Origin of the sequence: Micromonospora sp. NPDC048887, from assembly GCF_040649715.1 — a bacterium.
Classification (GTDB): Bacteria; Actinomycetota; Actinomycetes; order Mycobacteriales; family Micromonosporaceae; genus Micromonospora.
Map to the genome: position 1 here is coordinate 104,242 of NZ_JBEZGA010000012.1, position 16,844 is coordinate 121,085.

16 protein-coding genes are annotated in these 16,844 nt (G+C 71.9%); 4 read left to right on the forward strand and 12 right to left on the reverse strand.

Going from position 1 to position 16,844, the window contains the following annotated elements:
* Positions 1-75: 75 nt before the first annotated feature.
* A complete protein-coding gene (locus AB0C17_RS19600; protein ID WP_357381992.1) occupies positions 76-1,716 on the reverse strand; it encodes a cation acetate symporter in 1,641 nt (546 codons plus the stop codon).
* A complete protein-coding gene (locus AB0C17_RS19605) occupies positions 1,716-2,066 on the reverse strand; it encodes a hypothetical protein (RefSeq protein WP_354866788.1) in 351 nt (116 codons plus the stop codon). The genes AB0C17_RS19600 and AB0C17_RS19605 overlap by 1 nt, the downstream gene beginning before the upstream one ends.
* A 310-nt stretch (positions 2,067-2,376) precedes the next feature.
* On the opposite strand from AB0C17_RS19605, the gene AB0C17_RS19610 reads away from it, so the two are divergent.
* Entirely contained in the window at positions 2,377-2,928 is a 552-nt protein-coding gene (locus AB0C17_RS19610; protein ID WP_357479714.1) for a Uma2 family endonuclease, read from the forward strand.
* A gap of 53 nt (positions 2,929-2,981) precedes the next feature.
* The gene (locus AB0C17_RS19615) at positions 2,982-3,155 is read left to right on the forward strand and encodes a hypothetical protein (protein WP_357381988.1); all 174 of its coding nucleotides are present in this window, start codon (positions 2,982-2,984) and stop codon (positions 3,153-3,155) included.
* 42 nt (positions 3,156-3,197) lie between these two features.
* Here AB0C17_RS19615 and AB0C17_RS19620 read toward each other — a convergent pair whose 3' ends face one another.
* From AB0C17_RS19620 to AB0C17_RS19640, 5 genes are all read right to left on the reverse strand, one after another.
* A complete protein-coding gene (locus AB0C17_RS19620; RefSeq protein WP_357479717.1) occupies positions 3,198-3,896 on the reverse strand; it encodes a DUF5701 family protein in 699 nt (232 codons plus the stop codon).
* Between the two features lie 49 nt (positions 3,897-3,945).
* On the reverse strand, positions 3,946-4,713 hold the full coding sequence (locus tag AB0C17_RS19625) for a LytTR family DNA-binding domain-containing protein (RefSeq protein ID WP_357381984.1): 768 nt from the start codon (positions 4,711-4,713) through the stop codon (positions 3,946-3,948).
* Positions 4,710-5,933, reverse strand: coding sequence for a histidine kinase (locus AB0C17_RS19630; protein WP_357381982.1), 1,224 nt, complete (start codon positions 5,931-5,933; stop codon positions 4,710-4,712). The genes AB0C17_RS19625 and AB0C17_RS19630 overlap by 4 nt, the downstream gene beginning before the upstream one ends.
* 33 nt (positions 5,934-5,966) lie before the next feature.
* The gene (locus AB0C17_RS19635) at positions 5,967-7,475 is read right to left on the reverse strand and encodes a sugar transferase (protein WP_357381980.1); all 1,509 of its coding nucleotides are present in this window, start codon (positions 7,473-7,475) and stop codon (positions 5,967-5,969) included.
* 324 nt (positions 7,476-7,799) lie between these two features.
* Positions 7,800-8,660, reverse strand: coding sequence for a DNA-formamidopyrimidine glycosylase family protein (locus tag AB0C17_RS19640; RefSeq protein ID WP_357381978.1), 861 nt, complete (start codon positions 8,658-8,660; stop codon positions 7,800-7,802).
* 24 nt (positions 8,661-8,684) lie between these two features.
* Between AB0C17_RS19640 and AB0C17_RS19645 the strand changes: the two genes are divergently transcribed.
* Positions 8,685-9,959, forward strand: coding sequence for a glycosyltransferase (locus AB0C17_RS19645; protein ID WP_357381976.1), 1,275 nt, complete (start codon positions 8,685-8,687; stop codon positions 9,957-9,959).
* A gap of 58 nt (positions 9,960-10,017) precedes the next feature.
* Here AB0C17_RS19645 and AB0C17_RS19650 read toward each other — a convergent pair whose 3' ends face one another.
* From AB0C17_RS19650 to AB0C17_RS19665, 4 genes are all read right to left on the reverse strand, one after another.
* Positions 10,018-10,740 (reverse strand): CDP-alcohol phosphatidyltransferase family protein, encoded by a 723-nt coding sequence (locus AB0C17_RS19650; RefSeq protein ID WP_357479720.1) that lies wholly within the window; start codon positions 10,738-10,740, stop codon positions 10,018-10,020.
* Entirely contained in the window at positions 10,715-11,782 is a 1,068-nt protein-coding gene (locus AB0C17_RS19655; RefSeq protein WP_357479723.1) for an iron-containing alcohol dehydrogenase family protein, read from the reverse strand. The genes AB0C17_RS19650 and AB0C17_RS19655 overlap by 26 nt, the downstream gene beginning before the upstream one ends.
* The gene (locus AB0C17_RS19660; protein ID WP_357479812.1) at positions 11,770-12,501 is read right to left on the reverse strand and encodes a phosphocholine cytidylyltransferase family protein; all 732 of its coding nucleotides are present in this window, start codon (positions 12,499-12,501) and stop codon (positions 11,770-11,772) included. The genes AB0C17_RS19655 and AB0C17_RS19660 overlap by 13 nt, the downstream gene beginning before the upstream one ends.
* Before the next feature lie 70 nt (positions 12,502-12,571).
* Positions 12,572-13,027: an NUDIX domain-containing protein gene (locus tag AB0C17_RS19665; protein ID WP_357381970.1), complete on the reverse strand. Its 456-nt coding sequence runs from the start codon at positions 13,025-13,027 to the stop codon at positions 12,572-12,574.
* A 112-nt stretch (positions 13,028-13,139) separates the two neighbouring features.
* On the opposite strand from AB0C17_RS19665, the gene AB0C17_RS19670 reads away from it, so the two are divergent.
* Positions 13,140-13,532 carry a CBS domain-containing protein gene (locus tag AB0C17_RS19670; protein WP_013289279.1) on the forward strand — a complete coding sequence of 131 codons (393 nt, stop codon included), beginning with the start codon at positions 13,140-13,142 and terminating at the stop codon, positions 13,530-13,532.
* 92 nt (positions 13,533-13,624) lie between these two features.
* Here AB0C17_RS19670 and AB0C17_RS19675 read toward each other — a convergent pair whose 3' ends face one another.
* Positions 13,625-16,681 carry a malectin domain-containing carbohydrate-binding protein gene (locus tag AB0C17_RS19675; protein WP_357479726.1) on the reverse strand — a complete coding sequence of 1,019 codons (3,057 nt, stop codon included), beginning with the start codon at positions 16,679-16,681 and terminating at the stop codon, positions 13,625-13,627.
* Positions 16,682-16,844: the final 163 nt, after the last annotated feature.

Genomic DNA, 16,844 nt, shown 5'->3' on the forward strand with positions numbered 1-16,844 from the left:
CCGTATCGGGCTCCGGCCAGCGGCTGCTCGGGCGGCAGGATGATCTCGCGTCATCCCTGAGAGGTACGGCGCGGATCACAGGCGCAGCGACTCCGGGGTGTGCAGGCGGAGCATGGTGGCGCCGACGTCGCGGGGAAGACGCCGCCGGCTCGCCATCGACACCACCACCATCACCGTGAACGCCAGCGGCACCGTCCACGCGGCGGGCTGGGTGGTCAGCGTGGCCGGCCACCCGGTCAGCGGCGGGCCGAGCACGGTGAGCAGCACCGCCCCGACCGCCGCGCCGCCGCCGACCAGCACCCCGGCGGCGGCGCCCAGGTCGGTCAGGCCACGCCACCAGATGCCGAGCACCAGCAGCGGGCAGAAACTCGACGCTGCCACCGCGAACGCCAGCCCGACCACCTGCGACACGTCGAGCCCGGAGACGTTCAGGGAGAGCACCGCGGGCACCGCCCCGGCGATCACAGTGGCGAGCCGGAAGCCGCGTACCGAGCCGCGCCCCAGCACGTCCGTGGAGATCACCCCGGCCACGCTGGTGAGCAGGCCGGACGAGGTGGAGAGGAACGCCGCGAACGCGCCGGCCGCGACGAGCGCGGCGAGCAGCCGGCCGGTGGTGCCGTCGCCGAGCGCCGCACCGGGCAGCAGCACCACCACCGCGTCGGTCTGGCCGCTCACCAGCAGTTGCGGGGTGTAGACGCGGCCCAGCACGCCGTAGACGGTGGGCAGCAGGTAGAAGACGCCGACGAGCGCCAGCACCACGAGCGTGGTGCGGCGGGCGGCGGCGCCGTCGGGGTTGGTGTAGAAGCGGACCAGCACGTGCGGCAGGCCCATGGTGCCGAGGAACGTGGCCAGGATCAGCGAGTACGTGGCGAACAGCCCGCGGTCGTCCTCGCCGGCCGTGTCCGGCAGCAGCCATTCGGTGGCGCCGTTGGCCGCGCCGGACACCTCCGGCACCGGGTCACCGGCGGCGAATTCGATGCGGTCGCCGGGGCGTACCTCCCGGATGTCGCCGTCGGGCAGGGTGAGGGTCGCGCGGTGCTCGACCACCACTGTGGTCGCGGTCCGGAACGTCGGCCCGTCGGGCGGGGTCACCGCCGGGCGGGCGTCGGCCTGCCACTGCAACGCCAGGAAGATCGCGGGTACGGCGAGCGCGGTGAGCTTCAGCCAGTACTGGAACGCCTGCACGAAGGTGATCGCCCGCATGCCGCCCAGCGCCACGTTCGCGGTCACCACGACGGCGACGAGCAGCGCACCGAGCGGGTACGGCGAGCCGGTGAGCGTGGCGAGCGTCAGCCCGGCGCCCTGCAACTGCGGCACCAGGTAGAGCCACCCGATGAAGATCACGAAGACGGTGGCGAGCGTCCGCAGCCGGCGCGAGCCGAGCCGCACCTCGCAGAAGTCGGGCAGCGTGAACGCGCCGGAGCGGCGTAGCGGCGCGGCCACGAACAGCAGCAACGCCAGGTATCCGGCGGCGAAGCCGACGGGGTACCAGAGCACGTCCACGCCGTACTTCAGGATCAGCCCGGCGACGCCGAGGAAGCTCGCCGCCGACAGGTACTCCCCGCCGATCGCGGCGGCGTTCCAGGTGGGGCTCACCGCCCGGGAGGCGACCAGGAAGTCCGAGGTGGTCCGGGCCAGCCGCAGCCCGTAGAAGCCGATGCCGACGGTGACCAGTGTGACGGCGACGATCGCCGGGACCACGTAGTCGTTCGACATCAGCGTTCCGGCCGTCGGATCAGGTCGACGAAGTCCTGCTCGTTGCGTTCGGCCAGCCGCACGTACGCCCAGCCCACCACGATCAGGAACGGGAACGACACGACGCCGAGCAGCAGCCACGGCAGGTTGACCCCGAGCACCGTCACCCGGCCGACGGTGGGCGCGATGGCGAACAGCCAGGGCAGGCCGCCGAGCCCGATCAGCACCAGCAGGCTGAGCCGCAGTGCGAGGGAGAGCTGGGCGCGCATCAGCCCACGTACGAGCGTCTCGCCGACCGGGGTCTGCTGGGTCAGCTCGGAGCGGGCGCGGTCGGCCGGGCTGCCCACCCGGGAGACCTCGGCCAGCACGATCCGGGTCCGCTTCGGCGCGGCGGCCGGCTGTGGCCCGCTTTCCGGCTCGCGATGGCCGGGCGTGCGGGACGTGCGAGGGCCCGGAACCGGGGCGGCCTCGGCGGCCCGGCCCGGAGGGTGCTGTTCCTCGGCTCCGGTCACCCCCGGCAGTCTCGCCCGCTCAGCGGGAATGTCAAGGGCACAATTCCGAGCCCTGTGCACAACCTGTGGATAACGCTTCACGCCTGTGGATAACCCGGTGGATGGCGCGGAGTCGTTGTGGACGACCGGACGGGGTGTCAGGGTGAGCCGGTAGAGAGGAGGTGTGACAGTGACCAGCCCGGCACGGCCCGGCAGCGGCGACGTCTGGACGGTGGACGACCTCCAGGATCTCCCCGAGGACGGTCAGGACTACGAGATCTTCGACGGGAGCCTGCTCGTGTCCCCACACGCGGACGTCCGCCACGGGGCGATCGCCAACCGTCTCCGTCGCCTCCTCGACCGGCAGGCGCCGCCCGGTCTGCTCGTCGGGCAGGACGTCGGCGTCAGCGCGAACCGCTCGTCCTACTTCGTGCCGGACGTCTTCGTCGCCCGCGAGGAGGCGTTGGAGCGTGGAGGCCCGGCGCTCACCCCGGCCGACGTGCTGCTCGTGGTCGAGGTCGTCTCGCCCGGCAACGCCGGCCGTGACCTGGTGCTCAAGCGCCACGAGTACGGCGTGGCCGGCATCGCGAACTACTGGCTCGTGGAGCCGCGCAAGGAGACCGTGACGGTTCTGGAGAACGTCGGTGGTCGCTACCGCGAGTCCGCAGTGCTCTCCACGGCCGACGTGTACCGCGCCGATCGGCCGTTCCCGCTCGTCCTGCCGGTCGGCGAGATCTTCTGAAAGAACCCCGGAACCTTCCCGCCGTCCCGTAAGTGGACAGGTGGGGAGAGGGGGTGACAGTGCCCGACGGTGATCTGATCGCGGAGCTCTACGCGGGGTCCTTCCGCCGGCTGGTGGTCCAGCTCTACGCGGTGACCGGTGACCTGAGCGAGGCCCGGGAGGCGGACCATCTGGTCCTCACGCCTGACGGACAGGTCTGGACGCGGATCCTGCTGGTGTCCTCCTGACCGTGCCGGGGCGGGACGGTGTCGGCCCGCCCCGGCCACCGCTCAGTCCAGCCCCACCCGTACCGGGTTGGCGGTCGCCGAGCCGAGCCAGGTGTGCGGGTTGCCGAACCAGCACCAGCCGAGCTTCGGCGCACCCTGGCTGATCCAGAGCGCCGGCACCCGCCGGTCGCGGCAGCGCGATCCGACGAGCGAGAAGCACCTGTTGCTCGCCAGCGCCGCCGGGTGCAGCGTGACGAACGCCAGTCCCTCGTCGATGGTGATCGGCAGCCGGTCCTTCGTGGTCATGTCCTCCAGCGCCGCGGACGGCGGCACGTTGCGGTACTCCTCGCCCCGGTCCACGTCGAAGAGCAGGTACGCGGGACCGGCCGGCACCTCCAGTTCCTTGATCGGGTGGAAGGTGGGCAGGTCGTCGGCGGGGAAGTTGCGGTCCAGGACACCGGTCTTGCGCTTGCCGGCGAGCGTGGTGAGCGCGATTCGCTCCGGTACCGGCACCAGCTCCCGCGTGGTCACCAGCAGGAACGGCACGCGCGCGTCGGTGGGGGCGGCCAGCCCGGCGGCACCGGTGACGGCCGCGTCGCGCAGTGGGCTGAGCAGCGCGCGGAACTCCTCCTCGGTCTGACCGGCCAGCGCCGGGTAGCCGAGCCGCACGAGGCGGTCGAGCTGGCTGTCGAATTCGGTGGCGGCGTCGAAGCGGGCGTCGGACATGCGGTCCCCCATGCTGTCGTACGGTCTGCCGTACATTGTACGCCAGCGTCGGGCGAGGGCGAGCCGCCGGACGCGAACCCGGCCCTCAGCGGTTCCAGTCCTGCTTCGCGGCGCGGACCAGCTTGTCCTTCAGTTCCCGGGTGTGCCGGCGGCTCACCGGCAGCTCCGACCCGTCGATCACCACCACGTAGCCGGAGTTGACCAGCCGCAGCTCGGCGATCAGCCGCAGCTGCACCAGATAGGAGCGATGGATGCGGACGAACCCGGCATCGGCCCAGCGCTCGGCGAGCGTGGCCAGCGAGACCCGGACCAGGTGCGACCCCTCCGCCGTGTGCAGCCGCGCGTAGTCGCCCTGCGCCTCCACCCACCGCACCGCCGAGCGGGGCAGCATCCGGGTGGTGCCGGCCAGCTCGATCGGGATGGTCGGATCCTCCTCCGCCCGGGCCAGCGCGGCCGGATGCGACGCCACCACCCGGGAACCGATCACCCGGCGCAGCGACTCGGACAGCCGCTCGGCGCGTACCGGCTTGCGCACGTAGTCGGTGGCACCCAGGTCGAACGCGTCCACCGCGCCGTCGTCGTACGCGGTGACGAACACGATCGCGGGCGGGCGGGCGAACCGGCGCAGCACCCGGGCCAGCTCCATGCCGTCCAGCCCCGGCATGCGAATGTCCAGGAACACCACGTCCACGTCGTCGTCGCGCAGCACGCGCAGCGCCTCGGTCGCGTCGCCGGCCGTGTGCAGCCGGGCCACCCGGGGGTCGGCGCGCAGGTGGTACGCCAGCTCGTCCAGCGCGGGCGGCTCGTCGTCCACCGCCAGCACCCGCAGGAACCCGGTGCCGGTGACTGTCATGACGACACCCGTACCCCGGGGTGGAACTTCGGCACACGCATGCTGACCTTCGTACCCGAACCCAGGCCGGTCTCCACGACCAGGCCGAACCCGTCCCCGAAGACCGACCGGAGCCGTTCGTCGACGTTCGACAGGCCGACGTGCTGCCCCGGGTCGTCGGCCGGGTCACCGGCCGCGCCGGACACCTCGGCGATGCCTGCGGTGAGCGTCGTCGGATCCATCCCCACCCCGTCGTCCTCCACCGTGATGTGACACTCGGCGCCCGCGTCCCGGGCCTCGATGCTCACCATGCCGGTGCCCGGCTTGCGGGACAACCCGTGCCGGACGGCGTTCTCCACGAGCGGCTGGAGGCAGAGGAACGGCAGCGTCACCGGCAGCACCTCGGGCGCGATCTGGAGGCGCACCTGGAGCCGCTCGCCGAAGCGTGCCCGCTCGATGGTCAGGTAGCGGTCGATCGAGCGCAGCTCCTCGGCGAGCGTGGTGAACTCGCCGTGCGCCCGGAACGAGTAGCGGGTGAACTCGGCGAACTCCAGGATCAGCTCCCGTGCCCGTTCCGGGTCGGTGCGCACGAACGAGCCGATCGCGGTGAGCGCGTTGTAGATGAAGTGCGGGCTGATCTGGGCGCGCAGCGCGCGTACCTCGGCCCGGGCCAGCCGCTCCCGCGACGACTCCAGCTCGGCCAGCGCGAGCTGGTCACCGGCCCAGTGCGCGGTCTCCAGCGTCGCCTGCACCAGACCCGGCGCCGGCCGCTCGTCGGCCACCGCCACCAACGCGCCGACCACCCGCCCGTCCGCGCGCAGCGGCGCCACCACCGCGCCGCGTACCGGGCAGTCGACCAGGTCGCAGCGCAGCTCCGACTCGCCCAGCACCGTGGAGCGCCCACTGTCGGCCGCCCGCCGGGCCGCCGCGACCAGCTGGTCGCCGTGGTGCGCCCCCTGCCCGTCGATCGCGAGCAACGCGTCCCGGTCCGTCAGCGCCAGCCCGGCCGCACCCACCAGGGCCCGCAGATGGCGTACGGCCTTCGCCGCGTCCGCCGCGGTCAGGCCAGCCCGCAGCGGCTCGGCCGCGAGCCCCGCGGTGTGCAGAACCTCGTACGTGGCCCGTTGCGTGGCGGTGGCGATGCCCCGCCGGCCGCGCAGCCGCAGCACCGCCCAGAGCGCCGCGGCCAGCGCGGTGACCAGCGAGACGACGGCGAAGACGGCGGAGAGGTTGCCACCCACGCAGCGATCCTGCCGGGTGCCGGCCCGATAGCGCTAGTACGCGCCCTTACGGGCCAGCACCACGCCGACGGTCCGCCACAGGATGCTCAGGTCGTACGCCAGCGACCAGTTGTCGACGTAGTAGAGGTCGAGCCGGACCGCCTCGTCCCAGGACAGGTCGGAGCGGCCGGAGACCTGCCACAGGCCGGTCATGCCCGGCCGGACCAGCAGGCGGCGCCGGACGTCGCCGAGGAAGTCGCCGTCGTCGGCGGGCAGCGGGCGCGGGCCGACCAGCGACATCTCGCCCCAGAGCACGTTGATCAACTGGGGCAGCTCGTCCAGCGAGGTGGCCCGCAGGAAGCGGCCCACCGGGAAGACACGGGGGTCCTGCTTCATCTTGAACAGCATGCCGTCGGTCTCGTTCCGGTCGACCAGGCCGGCCAGCCGCTCCTCGGCGTCGACGTACATGGTGCGGAACTTCCAGACCCGGAACGTCCGCCCCTCGTGGCCGACCCGGGGCTGACGGAAGAAGACCGGCCCGGGGTCGGAGATGCGGATGGCGAGGCCGATGGCGAGGAAGAGCGGGACCAGCAGCAACAGGCCCAGCCCGGCGGCGACCCGGTCCATCAGGTTCTTGGCCAGCAGCGCCGGCCCGGACAGGGTCGGCTCCTCGACGTGCAGCAGCGGCAGGCCCTCGATCGGGCGGATGTGCACCCGGGGACCGGCGATGTCGGTGAGCTGGGGTGCGACCACAAGGTCGACACCGGAGCCCTCCAGCTGCCAGGCCAGCCGGCGCAGCTCGCCCGGCTCGGCGCTGGCCGAACCGCAGACCGCGATGGTGTCGCCGCCGACCTCCCGCACCAGGGCCAGCACGTCGCGGCCCGCGTACACCGGCACCGGGGTCTCCAGGCCGCGCGCGGCGGCGTACCCGTCGGTGAGGTGGATGGCCACCGGCACCAGGCCGACCGACGGGTTCCGGGTGACCGTGGTGTAGACCTCCAGGCACTCCGGGAGCGTGCCGACGAGCACCATCCGGTGCCCGGCGTGGCCGGCGCGGCGGCGCAGCGCGTGCAGGCAGGCCCGGGCGATCATGCGGCCGAGCAGGATCAGCAGCATCGCGCCGAGCAGCGCGAAGCCGACAGTCCACCGGGACAGGGAGTAGGTCTTCGTGGCGAAGGCGATGAACGAGACCGCCGCCGCCACCGCGACGCCGGCCCGGGTCACCCGCTTGAACTCGTCCGGGCCGAGACCCAGGTAGCGCCGGTCGTAGGCCCGGTTGCCCCAGAGGAAGAGCAGCCACCCGAGCGGCAGGAGCACGAACGCCACGGTGTAGAACCAGGCCTGCGGCGAGTTGCGGAAGCCGGAGTCGGCCTGCTCGAAGATCTGCACGGCCAGGAAGCTGGCCAGCGCGGCCGCGCCGAAGTCGAGCAGCAGCAAGAAGAAGATGTAGGGCCGGTGCCACCGGGACACCCGGCGCCGGGCGCGGGCCCACGCCGACCGGGGCACGCCGTTGTGCGACGGCGGAGTCGGCGGCTGGATCTCAAAGCTGTCGACGTGCCGCACGCTCTTGCTCCGGCCTCTTTCGGTTACCGGGCGCTGGAGGCTTGTCGTCACCTCAACCCATGTCCTCCCGCATGACCCGCGTCCTCACTCGGCGTGAGGGCCCGGGTCGCTCACCGTCCCAGTCTCCCACGCGGGCCCGGCCCGGACCGGCCCCCGCGAGGAAGCCGTTCCGCTGGTGCTCGGTGAGATCTGGCCGGCTCCGAATCAGTTGTGAAGCCGGGGACCGAGCCACTATACCGATGGATGACGGCTCGGGTAGAGGGGCGGACCGGACCTTCGGTGATCGCGGGCCGATTCCGCTCGGTAACCGGCGAATGCCATTACTCACCGTACGAGGCGGGACAACCTTCGGTCAGCCAGCGGCTTGCCGCCGGTCTGACAGGTGGGGCAGTACTGGAGGCTCGAATCGGCGAACGAGACCTCCCGCACGGTGTCGCCACAGACCGGACACGGCAGTCCCTTGCGGGCGTGCACCTTCAGGCCCGAGCGCTTCTCACCCTTCAGCTCGGCGGCCCGCTGCCCCATCGACCGGCGCACCGCGTCACCCAGGACCGCGCGCGTCGCCGCGTGCAGACCGGCGAGCTGATCGTCGGTGAGCCGGTCGGTGATCGCGAACGGCGAGAGCCGCGCCGCGTGCAGGATCTCGTCCGAGTACGCGTTCCCGACGCCGGCCAGCACCGACTGGTCGGTCAGCACACCCTTCACCTGACCCCGTCGGCTGCGCAGCCGTTCGGCGAAGGTCGGCAGGTCCGCCTCCAGCGCGTCCGGCCCGAGCTTGGACACACCCGGCACCTGCGCCGGCTCGGTGACCAGGTAGGCGGCCAGCTTCTTCTGGGTGCCCGCCTCGGTCAGGTCGAAGCCGGAGCCGTCGTCGAGGCGTACCCGCACCGCGATCGGGCCCTTGCCCGGTCGCAGCGGGGCCGCCGACGGGAACGCCTCCCGGTAGTGCAGCCAGCCCGCCCGGGCCAGGTGGACCACCAGGTGCAGTCCCTCGTCGAACCGGACGTCCAGGAACTTGCCGTACCGGCCCGCGCCGGTGACCGCCCGGCCGGTGACCGCGCTCGGCGGCGGGTCGTACGTCTTCAGCGCGCTGATCGCGGCGACCTCGAACCGCTCGACGCGGCGGCCCACCGCACGCTCGCGCAGGTAACCGGCGAGCGCTTCCACCTCCGGTAGTTCGGGCATCGTCCAACGGTAGCCTTCTTTCCCGTGAGAATCGTGGTGGCGCACAACCGGTACCGGGAAGCCCAGCCCTCCGGCGAGAACACCATCGTCGACGCGGAGATCGCCCAGCTCACCGCCGCCGGCGTGGAGGTGCTGCCGTTCCTGCGCAGCTCCGACGAGATCCCGTCGATGTCCAAGCCGGCCAAGGCGCTGCTGCCGATCTCGCCGATCTGGGCCCCGAAGGCCCAGCACGACCTCGACCGCCTGCTCACCGAGCACCGGCCGGACGTGTTGCACCTGCACAACCCGTACCCTCTGCTCTCGCCCTGGGTGGTGCGGACCGCGCACAAGCGCGGGGTGCCGGTGGTGCAGACGGTGCACAACTACCGGCAGGTCTGCTCCTCCGGCCTCTACTTCCGCGACGGCGTGATCTGCCAGGACTGCCGGGGCCGGACGCTGGGCGTGCCGGCGATCGTGCACCGCTGCTACCGCAACTCGCGGGTGCAGAGCGCGCTGATGGCGACCACGCTCGCCGTGCACCGCCCCACCTGGAAGTCGGTGGACCGGTACATCGCGCTCACCACGGCGGTCGCCGACCACCTGCGCGACTACGGCATCCCGGACGACCGGATCGTGGTCAAGCCGAACGCCGTGCCCGACCCGGGCACCCCGGCGCCGGTCGGCAACGGCTTCCTCTTCATGGGGCGGCTCAGCCCGGAGAAGGGCCTGGACCTGCTGCTCGCGGCATGGCGGCGGCATCCGGTGGGCGCGCTCGGCCCGCTGCGCATCGCCGGTGACGGCGAGCTGCGTCCGCTCGCCGAGGCGGCCGCCGCCGAACGGCCCGACGTGCTCTACCTGGGCCAGCTCGACCGTTCCGGGGTACGCGCGGCGCTTGCCGACAGCTCCGTGGTGCTGGCCACCTCCACCTGGCACGACGTGCTGCCCACCGTGATCATCGAGGCGCTGGCGGCCGGTCGTCCGGTGCTCGGCACCGCGCTCGGCGGGATCCCGTACCTGGTGGGCGCGGACGGGCCGCGCGAGCCCGCCGGGACCGGACCGGCCGAGGTGGCCACCGCGGCGCCGGGCGACGGTCGGGTCGCGTTGCCGTCCGGGGTGCGGCGCGGCGAGGCCGGCTGGGTGGTGGCGCCCGAGGCCGACGCGCTGGCGGCGGCACTGCCCCTGGCCGCCGCCGAGGCGACCGCGCTGGCCCCGGCGGCTCGCGGCCGCTACGAGCGCACGTTCCACCCCGACGTGATCACCAAGCGCCTGATCGACGTGTACGCCGGCCTGGCCGCTCCCGGAGGCCGTCCCGCGCGCTGAGCCCAGGTGTTAGGAAGGGCCCCTTTTTATGCACGAGGCGTTAATAGGGGGCCCTTCCTTACCGCAGGGAGGCGCGGGCGGAGAAGGCGATGCTGGCCAGGAGGAAGCCGCCGTTCACCACGGTGAACGCGATCATCAGCCAGAACGCCAGCGCGGGCGCGAAGGCCAGCACCAGGCCGGCCACGAAGATCACCGCGCCGTAGTCGCGGACCAGCTTCACCAGGCGTACCGGGAGCGAGGTCGAGGTGACCATGCTCGCCGCGTTCGGCCCGGCCTGCATCACCGACGTCACCAGGTTGACCATCCAGGTGCCCGCGAACACCGCCACCAGCCACACCGGCGTGGACGGGCGCTGCGCCACGGCTGTCGCGCCGATGGCGGCCACCAGCGCGATCTGGGCGGCCACGTCGCAGAGCACGTCGATCCGGGCACCGGCCGCGCTGCGCTGATCGGTCACCCGGGCGAGCTGCCCGTCGGCGCAGTCCAGCGCGTACGCGATCTGCCACGCGACCAGCGCGAACAGCCCCACTGCCCAGGCCGGTACGGTGCCGGCGGCCACCTCGTCGGCCAGCGCCACCACAGTGACCGAGGCGGCCAGCCCCAGCACCAGGTTGGTCAGCGTCAGCGCGGTCGGGCGCAGCCCCAGCCGCTGGGCCGCAAGCGCGAACGCCGCCCCGATCCACTGGCTGATCGACTCGCTGAACAGGCCGCCTCCCCGGTTGACCCGGTGGAAGTCGGCGACGGTGGGACGGGGCTCAGCCAATGTGGTCGCGGAGGGCACCGGCGTAGTCTGCCAGCCGCTCCCGAGTCTCGGTAGCCGACATCGTGAGGTGTTCGAGGATCGTGTAGCGGTCCGGCCGGGTGGCCGGCGCGAACTGCACCGCCTCGACGAACTGGTCGTCGGTCAGCTCGACCTCGGCGGGCAGCCGGGGCAGTCCGTGCCGGGTCAGGCAGGCCGCCATCTCGGCGAACCGGCGCTCGTCGCCGCGCAGGAACGTGCAGAACAGCGCGCCGAGCCCGGCCAGCTCGCCGTGCGAGGCGGTGCCGGGAAAGAGCGCGTCGATCGCGTGCATGATCTCGTGGCAGCCGCCGCTGGACGGACGGCTGGTGCCGCAGACGGCCATGGCGAGCCCACTGGAGATCAGTGCTTCGGCCAGGACCGTCACGAACGCGTCGTCGTTCATGTCGCCCGGGTGGTTGAGCACCGCCTCCGCGCCGGCCCGGGCCAGTGAGGCGGCCAGCCCGTCGACCGGCTCACCGCGTACTCGCCGGGCCAGGTCCCAGTCCGCCAGGGCGCTGATGTTGCTCACCACGTCGCCGATGCCGGCCCGGTTGTGCCGCTCCGGCCCGGCCTCCACGAAGTCCAGATCCACGATCACCGCGATCGGGATGTGCACGCCGTAGGAGCCCTTCAGGCCCTCGGTGATCAGGCTCGCCACCGGCGAGGCGATGCCGTCGTTCGCCAGCGCGGTCGCCACCGTCACCATCGGCAGACCGCGCCGGGTTGCGGCGTACTTGGCCACGTCGATCGTCTTGCCGCCGCCGATGCCGACCACCGCGTCGTACGACCGGGTGCGCAGCTTCGCCCCCAGGTCGTCGGCGGCGTCGAGCGTCCCCCCGGCCACCGTGAACACGTCGGCCGAGCGCAGCGACGGCCGGATCAGCTCGGCGATCCGTTCGCCCTGCCCCGGCCCGACCACCACGGCGACGTCGCCACCGGCGGAGATCCGCCCGTCGGAGAGGATCGACGCCAGGTCGGCCACCGCGCCCCGCCGCACGTCGATGTGCAGCGGGGTGAGGACGCTGCGGGCTAGTAGCGGCACGCGATCTCCCGCGCCCGGGCCAGATCGGCGTGGTTGTCGACCTCGACCCAGGACACGTCACCGATCGGGGCCGCCCGTACCTCGCCCCCGCGCTCGGCGAACTTCTGGTAGCCGTCCTCGTAGTAGAGGTTCGGGTCACGCCGCCAGGTCGCCTCCAGCGCGTCCGCGAGCGGCACCGCCACCTGCGGTTCGATCAGCGTCGCGCCGATGTACTCGCCGTACGCCTCGCCCGGGTCCATCAGCTTGGTGATGCGGGTGAGCTGGCCGGCCGCGTCGAAGGTGGTCTTCATCTCCTCCTCGGCCAGCGGCTTGAGCGTGTCCACAGCGAGCAGGATGCCCGGACCGCGCTCGGCCAGCAGCGTCTTCTCCACGCTCACCGGGTGCACCGTGTCGCCGTTGACGAGCAGCACACCCCGGGAGAAGTGCTCCCGCGCCAGCCAGAGCGAGTACGCGTTGTTCCACTCCTCGGCCTTGTCGTTGTGCACCAGGCTGATCGTGACGCCGTACTTCTCCTCCAGGGCGGCCTGGCGCTGCCGCACCGCGTCGGCCGCGTAGCCGACCACGATCACGACCTCGTTCAGCCCCACCTCGGCGAGGTTGCGCAGCGCGATGTCGAGGATTGTGGTCTCCCCGTCGACCGGCACCAGGGCCTTGGGCAGGGTGTCGGTGTACGGCCGCAGCCGGCGCCCCGCACCGGCGGCGAGCACCATCCCGATCATGCCGACACGCTCCTCTTCTCGACCCGATTCCACCCGGCGAGGATATCGTCGGCCACCGACCCGCAGTGGTTCAGCCCGTCAGCCCGATCGAGCGCAGCGCCGCGAAGCCGTCCTCGGCGATCCGCCGGATCAGCCCGTCGTTGACGTCCCGGTGCTCGTCGAGCAGCGCGACCTCCGACTCCGCCAGCCAGCGGAACTCGGTGTGCTTGCCGGCCTCCAGCCGGGGCCGGCTCAGGTCGCCGTCCACCCGGACCAGGAAGTCGGTCTCCACCCGGGTCAGCCCGTCGTCGGCGGTGTACCGGTATTCGCCGACCAGGCCGAGCACGTGCGAGACGGCCCAGCCGGTCTCCTCGGTGACCTCCCGGCGCAGCGCGTCGTCGATCTCCTCGCCCGGTTCGAGGTGGCCGCCGACGATGTCCCAGCAGTTCGGGAAGAGGCGTCGTTCGGGGGATCGGCGTTGGATGAAGATGCGGCCGTCGTCGTCGACGATCAGCGCGCCGGCGCAGCGGAGGGGCTCGGTGGGCACCCTCCGACAGTAGCCATCCGCGCCGTCTCCGGCGATGCCCGTTCTTGTCCCGGTACGCATCGATGGCCCACCATGTCCGTACTCAGTCGCCGTCCCACAGGGGTGATGTGTGATGCAGGTACGGGAAGCGATGTCCAGCGAGGTACTCGTGGTCGGGCCGGAGCACACGCTCCGGCAGGCGGCCCGGATGATGTCGGCCCGCGGTGTCGGGTCGGCGGTCGTGATCGACCCGGACTCCGAAGGAGTGGGGATCATGACCGAACGCGACGTGCTGAAGGCGATCGGCGCCGGGCTCGACCCGGATGTCGAACGCACCGGAGCGCACCTGACCTGGGACGTCGTTTACGCCGGCCCGGACTGGACGGTCGAGGAGGCGGCCGCGGCGATGGCCCGGGGCGGATTCCGGCACCTGGTCGTGCTCGACGGCCGGGAGGTGGCGGGAGTGATCTCGGTACGGGACCTGATGCGGGTCTGGGCGGGAGAGCACGCGCCGACCCGTACCTGATGTGGTCCGGCGCGACAGGCGCCGGAGAAAGGGCGATGGCCCGGCCGATACCGGCCGGGCCATCGTCGTGCTGTTTCGGTCGTGCCCGCCCGTCAGGGGCCGACGAAGACCGAGGTGCCGCGCCAGTCCACGTCGTCGACCGACGGGCCGCTGCGCAGCGTGGCGGAGCCGGTCGGCACGCCGTCGGACCACGCCATCGTGGACAGGTTGCCGTTGCTCCGGGACACGACGTAGAGCGTGTCGCCGTCCAGGAACAGGCCGCCCGCGTCGGCGAAGGCGGTGGTGCCGGTGACCGTGTTGCGCTCGGCGCCGACGGTGCCGGTGTCCGGCGCGAAGCCACGCCAGAACAGCGTGCTCTGACCCGCCAGCGAGTAGTAGACCCGGCCCTTGGAGTAGAACATCGCAGTCACGTTCGGCAGCTCGGCGGCGAAGTTGCCGGTCATGCCGGCGTAGGTGGAGCCCTCCGGCGCGGAGCCGGTGACGACCAGGTCCCACTTGGCGTCGTGGTACGGGTCCAGCTTCTTCGGCGTGCCGAACTCGCTGCCGTCGAACGAGCGCTTGTAGAGGTCGCCGCCCACGCCGTAGAACAGGTCACCGCCGACCCAGAACGCGCCCTTGACGCCCGACCAGCGGGTGTTGTCCGCGTTCGGCACCGACATCGCGTTGCCGACCGAGGTCGAGCCGTCGTACGTGCGCTTGGTGATGCTGTCGACGGTGGTGGACGGCGGCACCGGGGGCAGCTTGACGATCTCGATGCCCTGCACCAGCGGGTTCTCCAGGACGCGACCGAAGTCGATGTCGATGTTGCCGTCGCTGGTGATCGGGAACGCGCGCATGGTGCCCCGGTTGGTGGCGCCGATCGCGGCGATCGGGTCGAAGTTGCTCAGCTTGACCACGCCGTCGATGGTCACGTTGAACTTGCGCTTGCCGGCGGTGGCGGTGCCGGCCCAGCGGTTGGCCAGGTAGAGACGCACCTGCACCGGCGTGCCGGCCGGGACCGGGAAGTCCCACTGCATGTCCGGCGCGGGCGACTCGTCCCACCGCTCCGAGTTGAACAGCTCGACCGGCGTGCCCGACGGAACCGTGCCGTCCAGCGAGGCGTTCGTGGTGTAGCTGGTCACCTGGTTGCCGGCGTTGTGGTAGGTGCTCGGCGCGGCGGCGGTGTCCGCGGCCCAGGCCGGGCCGCTCGGCGCGGCGAGCTGGTCGCCACCGGCGTTCACCCGGTAGAGCACGTCGGAGGCGTCCGGCGTGGGCGCGGTCTTGACGATCTCGATGCCGTGCAGCAGCGGGTTCTGGAGCACCCGGCCGAAGTCGATGTCGACCACACCGTCGCTGACCACGGAGATGGACTGCATGGTGCCGCGGTCGGTGCCGCCGGCGGCGGCGACCGGATCGAAGTCGTTCAGCTTGAGCACGCCGTCGATGCTGACGTCGAACTTGCGGGCGCCCGGCTTGCTCGTGCCGGACCAGCGGTTGGCCATGTAGATCCGGACGTCGACCCGGGTGCCGGCCGCGACCGGGATGTCCCACTGCATGTCCGGCGCGGTCGACTCGTCCCACCGCTCGGTGTTGAACAGCGTGGCCGGCGTGCTCGCCGGCACTGTCGGGTCGAACGTCGCGTTCGTGGTGTAGCTGGTGACCTGGTTGCCGGTGTTGTGGTACGGGCTGGGCTCGGTGGCACTGTCGGCCGCCCAGTCCGGTCCGCCGTCGGTGGCCGGGATGGCCGGACCACCGGCGTTGACCCGGTAGAGCACCTCGGTCTGCGCCGCCCGACCGGCCTGGTAGACGTTGCCCGGCAGGCCCTTCGTGCTGGTCGAGTGCGGGGCGTTGCCGCCGTCCAGCGGGAAGAAGGCGAGCCGCTTGCGCTGGTAGTCGAAGTTGCCGATGTACTCCTGGTCGCTGCCGAGCCAGAGGCCCTCCTGGGTCACCAGCATCTCGGTGACGCCGTAGCCGCGCGGGTGGCGGCCCGGGTTCCAGGACAGCGGCAGGCCGCTCACCGGGTCGAGCGCGGCGATGCTGGCCCGCGGCACCGCGCCCGGTCCGGCCTTGTCGCGGGCGAGCGGGTTGTTCGACCAGCGGAAGTGACCGCCGACGTAGATGGCCTTCTCGCTGATGCCGACGGAGAGGAAGGTGTCGCCGCCGCTGAAGTTCGTCCAGGTCGGCTTCTGGCCGTCGCCGGTGGCCGCGGTCTCCCAGCGGGCCGCGGAGTCGCAGAGCGTGCCCGGGTACGACGCGCCGGTGGTGACCACCACGAAGTACTTGCTGTCCGGGGAGAACTGGACGTCGCGCACCCACGAGTCGAACGCGGTGTACTTGCAGGCCGCGGAGTAGCCGTCGGTGTTCCAGTCGGCGACGGTCGCGGAGTTCGCGCCCAGGTTGATCCGCACGATCTGGTCGTGCACGACCCCGTCGGCCTTCTTGAAGTTGCCGATCACCACGAGGTGCTTGCCGTCCGGGGAGACGGTGAGCTTCTCCGTACCGACACCGGCCGAGGCGCCGTTGTTGGTCGGGGTCCAGTTGTGGTTCTCGGTGAGCGACACGGTGAGGTAGTCGTCCACCGCGCCGGTGGTCGGGTTCAGCGACGCCAGCCCGTTGCGGTTGATCGTCGCGGTCGCCGTGGTGAAGATGCCGCCGACCAGCAGGTGACCGTCGACGAGCGCGATGTCGTTGACGGTGCCGTTGAAGGCCGGACCCTTGAACCCGTCGACGGGGGTGCCGTCGGCGACGTTCAGCAGCGCCAGCTTGCGGAAGTTCTTGTCACCGACCTTGTTGAACTTGCCGGCCACGTAGACGGTGCCCGGCGTCGGGCCGGCGATGATGGCGGTGACGTCGTTGTCCAGCACCGGCGCGAACGCGTTGTCGATCTTGCCGGTCGCCTTGTCGAAGGCGAGCAGCCCGCGGCGGTCGACCGGAGTGGGCGAGGAACCACGGTTCTGCGCGTTCGTGAACGAGCCGCCGACGATCACCTTGCTACCGGCGTCGTAGATGGCCACGACGTTGCCGTCGTTGATGTTCGGCGTCTTGTCCGAGGGCACCTCGCCGACCATCGTGCTGTGGTCGGGCGCGGGTGCCGAGGCCGGCGCGGCCAGCGCCGGCACCGGTGTGAACAAGGTGGCGATGCCGAGCACGGCAGCGCCGAAGGCGGACACCGAGCGGTGTCTCAGGATCGAGGAAGCCACAGGCTACTCCGGGGGGAAACGTCGGAGGCGCTGCGATCGTGGTCGGTGCCGACATGAGGCGGGGCGTCACTCGACCGACCGCAGACGTGAGAGCAATACCTTCTCGCATTCGGGCATCGCCCGTCCACCCGGG

Bases quoted from the DNA above. Each gene is read 5' to 3' on its own strand.
- AB0C17_RS19600 (WP_357381992.1), bottom strand. From the start codon at position 1,716: ATGTCGAACGACTACGTGGTCCCGGCGATCGTCGCCGTCACACTGGTC.
- AB0C17_RS19620 (WP_357479717.1), bottom strand. From the start codon at position 3,896: ATGTACGGCAGACCGTACGACAGCATGGGGGACCGCATGTCCGACGCC.
- AB0C17_RS19625 (WP_357381984.1), bottom strand. From the start codon at position 4,713: ATGACAGTCACCGGCACCGGGTTCCTGCGGGTGCTGGCGGTGGACGAC.
- AB0C17_RS19640 (WP_357381978.1), bottom strand. From the start codon at position 8,660: ATGCCCGAACTACCGGAGGTGGAAGCGCTCGCCGGTTACCTGCGCGAG.
- AB0C17_RS19660 (WP_357479812.1), bottom strand. From the start codon at position 12,501: ATGATCGGGATGGTGCTCGCCGCCGGTGCGGGGCGCCGGCTGCGGCCG.
- AB0C17_RS19670 (WP_013289279.1), top strand. From the start codon at position 13,140: ATGCAGGTACGGGAAGCGATGTCCAGCGAGGTACTCGTGGTCGGGCCG.